The sequence below is a fragment of the Schlesneria sp. genome (assembly GCF_036405755.1).
GTDB lineage: Bacteria > Planctomycetota > Planctomycetia > Planctomycetales > Planctomycetaceae > Schlesneria > Schlesneria sphaerica.
Genome location: NZ_DASWWZ010000642.1, coordinates 1 through 4,585, shown reverse-complemented (window position 1 = coordinate 4,585; position 4,585 = coordinate 1). Strand labels below are relative to the sequence as shown.

The 4,585-nt window shown below is 58.4% G+C and carries 4 protein-coding genes; all 4 read right to left on the bottom strand.

Going from position 1 to position 4,585, the window contains the following annotated elements; translation table 11 throughout:
* The coding region (locus VGE80_RS21395; protein ID WP_440594052.1) for a leucine-rich repeat domain-containing protein at positions 1–885 on the bottom strand (885 nt) is incomplete at its 3' end.
* 316 nt (positions 886–1,201) lie between these two features.
* A complete protein-coding gene (locus tag VGE80_RS21390; RefSeq protein ID WP_440594051.1) occupies positions 1,202–2,074 on the bottom strand; it encodes a cation diffusion facilitator family transporter in 873 nt (290 codons plus the stop codon).
* Between the two features lie 176 nt (positions 2,075–2,250).
* Complete coding sequence (locus VGE80_RS21385; protein ID WP_397568676.1) at positions 2,251–2,829, bottom strand: hypothetical protein; 579 nt, start codon at positions 2,827–2,829, stop codon at positions 2,251–2,253.
* Positions 2,830–3,121: 292 nt separating this feature from the next.
* A partial coding sequence (locus tag VGE80_RS21380) for a cobaltochelatase subunit CobN (protein WP_440594050.1) occupies positions 3,122–4,585 on the bottom strand: 1,464 nt, incomplete at its 5' end.

Here is a 4,585-nt window from a genome sequence, read left to right as displayed (position 1 = left end):
GATATTCAGCCGCTCAAGCGATTTGATGGAGCCAATTGCGACAGCCCCTTTCTCGGTGATCGGGCAGGCATAGACGCCCAGGTACAGCAGATTCTTCAGCCCGCCCCCTTTGGTGACTTTGGATAGCGCTTCACAGGTAATCCGCGTATGCCCAATCTCCAGGTATTCCAGCGGTTCCACCTTACTGAGCGACATCAGGCCGTAGTCGGTAATGGCGTTGCGTGACAGTGTCAGTTCCGTCAGCGTTTTCGCGTTGCAGACCAGATCCAGCGCCGCGTCGTTCAGATTCGTTGAGTCGATATGGATGGCTTTCAGCGAGGGGAGATTGCCGATCGCCCGAAACCCGTTCATCGAAAGGGCACAGCGGGTCAGTTCCAGATGCTTGAGGTTCTGTAGTCCAGAAAGAGCGGCCACGCCGACGTCGGTGACACGGGTATCCGCCAGTGCCAGCACTTCCAGTGACGACAGGTTCCCCAGTTTCTGGCAAACTTCGTCATCGATCTGAGTCCGGTTGAGTCGTAGTTGTCGCAGATTCGTCAGGCGTTCAATCGCCCCGAAGGCATTCTTGGTGACCGCGCTGTTGTCCGCATTGATCTCGGTGATGCGGTCGGCTCCCTCTTTCAGCGACGTGAGCTGAGTAATCGCGGCATCCGTCACCTCGGTGGGCTGCAGGGCATAGAACTTCGCGATGATTTCGTCAGGGCTTGGTTCCTGCGGTGCTGGCTGAACCGGGATCACGGGTGGAGCGGGCTGGACCGAGGTGGTAGGGGCGGCCTGGGGTTGCTGCTGGCCGGTGAGTTCTCCCCAGGTGGGAATTTTTCCGCAACCAGCCAGTCCTGCCGTTAAGCAGGCAGAGAGAACGGTAAGTAAAAATGAACCGCGCATCGTCAGCATTCCTTCAGGAGATGAGCATAGATGGGATGACGAACAAGACAAAAGATGTACCAAGTCAAACGAATCTGTAAGCAAAAGTAAACTGGCTTTATCCACCACCCCGAACGGCCGCCGAATCATGCCGTTTCTCACTTCCGCCCTGCGAGTGGTCACCAGGTTCCTGCACAAGAGGGCGGAACGGCCGAGCCGCCGGGAAGAAAGGTGGCCGGGGCGTGATGTGAATAAGGAGGAAGCGATCCTGGTCAGTATGTACGAACGAGTTCCGTTCGGCAGTGACAAACGCCGCGCGCCGGTTCCCCGTTTTTGGCTAACCGGGACTGGTGAAGGGTTCCATATGCACCAGCACATGGCGAACCTGGGGGAGGGCCTGCAGGATTTCGGCCTTCACTCGTCCTCCCAGGCTATGGGCATTGCTCAGGGGCATGGAGGGGGCTGCCTGCACGTGGATATCGACCAGATAGAACATTCCCGAACGGCGAACCAGCAGTTTCTCGATCGCCAGCACCTCCGGCACCCGCTCTGACACCGTTCGAACCGACTGGACGATCTCGTCGCCAGGGGACGCGTCCATCAGGTCACGCAGAGCCGAACGAAGAATTCGGACGCCATTGAACGCAATGACGGATGTGGCGAGCAGGGCCGCCCAGTCATCGGCGTGTTCCCAACCGGGTCCACCCAATAAGGCGATTGAAATACCAAAGAACGCCGCCGTGGATGTGATGGCGTCACTCAGGTGGTGCCAGGCATCCGCCTCGATGGCTCCGCTTCCTGTTTCGACACCCACCGCGTGGACCCGCCGGGAGACCAGCCATTTGACTGTCACCACGACGGCCAGGACGAATAGAGTCCAGGGGGCTGGCATGTGGTGCGGCGTACGGATTTCCCGCACTGCTTCAATCGCAATCCCAATCGCGGTACCGATCAACATGAGAGCCACCACAGCCGTCGCCAGCGTTTCCGCACGTCCGAAACCGAACGGAAATTCGTCCGTGGGATCACGCCGGGCGATCTTTAATCCGCTCATCACAATGATCGATGAAAAGACATCACTGCCCGATTCGACCGCGTCTGCAATCAGGGCGTAGGAGTTACCGATCACGCCCGCCAGCAGTTTCGCCATGGCGAGCAGCGTATTAATGAGGATCCCCAACTGGGCAGCACGAATGCCCTTTTCTGCCATGTCGGTCATTGCTGAAAGTTACCATCGTTCAGAAGTGGAAAATTGCGATCGTGGACAAAACCTGGAGACCAGACGTTCTGATTGCGGGTGAGGAAAGGATCGTTTTGGTACCGCTGTCGCGTTGGTTCTGCCGTGAAGCACAGTACATCCGTCAAAGGTCTGCTGCTCTCTCCAAGTCAGGGTGAACGGGATTCGACCCATTCTTTCATCGCTGACCCGACGGTGACCTGGCCAATTCCCTTGAGGCTGAGTTTCGACATCGAACGGAGAAGTTTAGTCAGCCGTGAATCGCCGTACGACGCCCAGAGCATGACTTCATCGACAGATTCCGTGCCGGCCGGGTGGTTGAGTGCGGGAAGCCGGGTTTTGAGTCGATCGAGAATTTCTTTCTTTCTCGTGCCATTGGCGGCAAACCGCAGCAGGCGTACGACGACCATCCCGTGGTAGGTCTTCAGATCGCGATCGAGGAATTCGAATAGCACTGGTAGTCCAGATTCACCGGATTGATAGAGGATCTCGACGAGTGCCTCGAACCACAACCGCTCCCAGCCCTCCTTCCACTTGAGTGCGCCAGCGGATTTGGCAGAGAGAGGGGGATACCACCACTCGGGAAATCGACTGAGGTCTTCTGGCGTCAATTGCATCGCGAGCTTCGCCGCGGCAGCGATCAGTTCGGAGGGGATGGACGAACAACCGTCGTCATCGCCCGCTTGCACGACGACTTGAGCAATCCGTTCTTTCAGCGTTGCAGACATGACAGGGCCTTTGTGCGGAAGAAGCGAAAGAGCCTGACGGCTCGATTCACGGTCTGCTTGCGAGCCGGCGTCCGATTGTGACGCTTTCCCGGTGGTTTGGAAAATGACGGACGATCAGGATTCGTGAGCAGCAGTCTCGTCCGCCGATTTCGGCACTTATCGCATCGAGGCAGGATTGAGGAAGCCGCGAGTGCCGTTCAACAGGGACGCGAGCCCCTGCAGCCGTTTATTGCACGCATTCAATGCACTGAGGCCCGTCATTTCACGGATCCACTTTCGGGATGCGGGAGTTTCAGCCGGCCCGCTTCAGCCGCGCGACGGCCCCTGTCATGACGGGGGACAGGGTGAGCGAGAGAATCAGCGCCCAGGGGGTAGCTGGCACAGGGGAAGGATCACTCTGGATCTGGATTTCAGACTGCGTCTCTTCCATCAGATAGCCGCTCACCTGTGAGTTCTCGGGTGAGCTGCCGTCATTGGACTTGTCGCGGTTGGCCGGGTCGTGCCAGGCGGCTTTGTCGGTTTGCCGTTCTGTCAGTCGCTGTTCGAGTTGTTTCCCGGTCGCCGTTTCGACCTGACGCAGCCATTGAGCGATCAGTTCCGGATCAAGTCCTGCGGCAGTCTCCGCGATCCCCTTTGTGAACGTCTGAAGTTCGGGGTTGTCGCAGGTGAGCGTGTCACAGGCGACTCCATTTTCGACGATACTGGTGACATAGATTTCGGCCAGTTCCTCACGTGTTTGCTGGTCGGGATCCCAGTACCCCTTGCGAATAACTTCCAGCAATCGTCCCGCCATCCCCTCGCGGGCGTGGGGATTGTGAGCATGGAAGAAGTCTTCGAGTTTGAGATCGTAGCGATCTTTCAGCCAGACTTCGTGCAGTTCCTGCCACTTCTGCGGCCCGACTGTCTCGGGGTAGACTACCTGCCAGCCCCAGAGGTATTCCGTACTTTTCCAGACTTCGCGTGCCCCGGCGTACCCTTCCTGCTGCATCCCTTTGATGTACTCGGGGTTCAGCAAGCGCGAGCGAAATTCCTGTCCGAGAAAGCGTTCAATCGGTTCATGTCGTTCCCGACCGGGTGTCCTCAGATCCGTCACCAGCATCGGGGGACTCTTCCCGCCATCGACTCGGCGGACCCCCAGCGCGATACTGCCGCCGTAGCCGAAATAGTCATCGTTATCCAGTGTCGCATAGAGTTTGCTTGAACGTGTATGGACGATCCGCTGCGTGCCGGCCAGTGCGGCACGAAACTCGGTCTCCATGCTCTGCCCCCAAGTCCCTTGTCCGTAGCCATGCCCCATCCGCCGGATGTAGTTGTCGGCAACTTGGTCTTCCGTGTCCCACGAGCCGCTGGCAGATGCCATTGCGGCCAGTTTGCTGTCATGCATGCCGCTCGGTTCTGCGAAGAAGCGAATGCGGGCTCTGGTCCGGGCTTCGTCAATATTCATGCCACCCGCTACGAGTTCGGCGGTCAGTTGTTCGATGTGTGCGCGGATCGGATTGTCGGGCTCAGGTGAATCTGCCGCCAGTTGCACGGCTTGATCAAACAGTTCGACCAGCACGGGAAACGTGTCGCGATAGAGGCTGGTTCCGTGCATGACGACATCGACACGCGGACGCCCGAGTTCTTCGCGGGGAATCAGTTCCAGACCGGCGACTCGTCCCTGTTTGTCCCGTTTGGCCCGCACACCGACTAAAGCCAGAGCCTGGGCTTCCTGAACGCCGGCATGGCGGATGGTTTCGACCCCCCAGACCTGCAG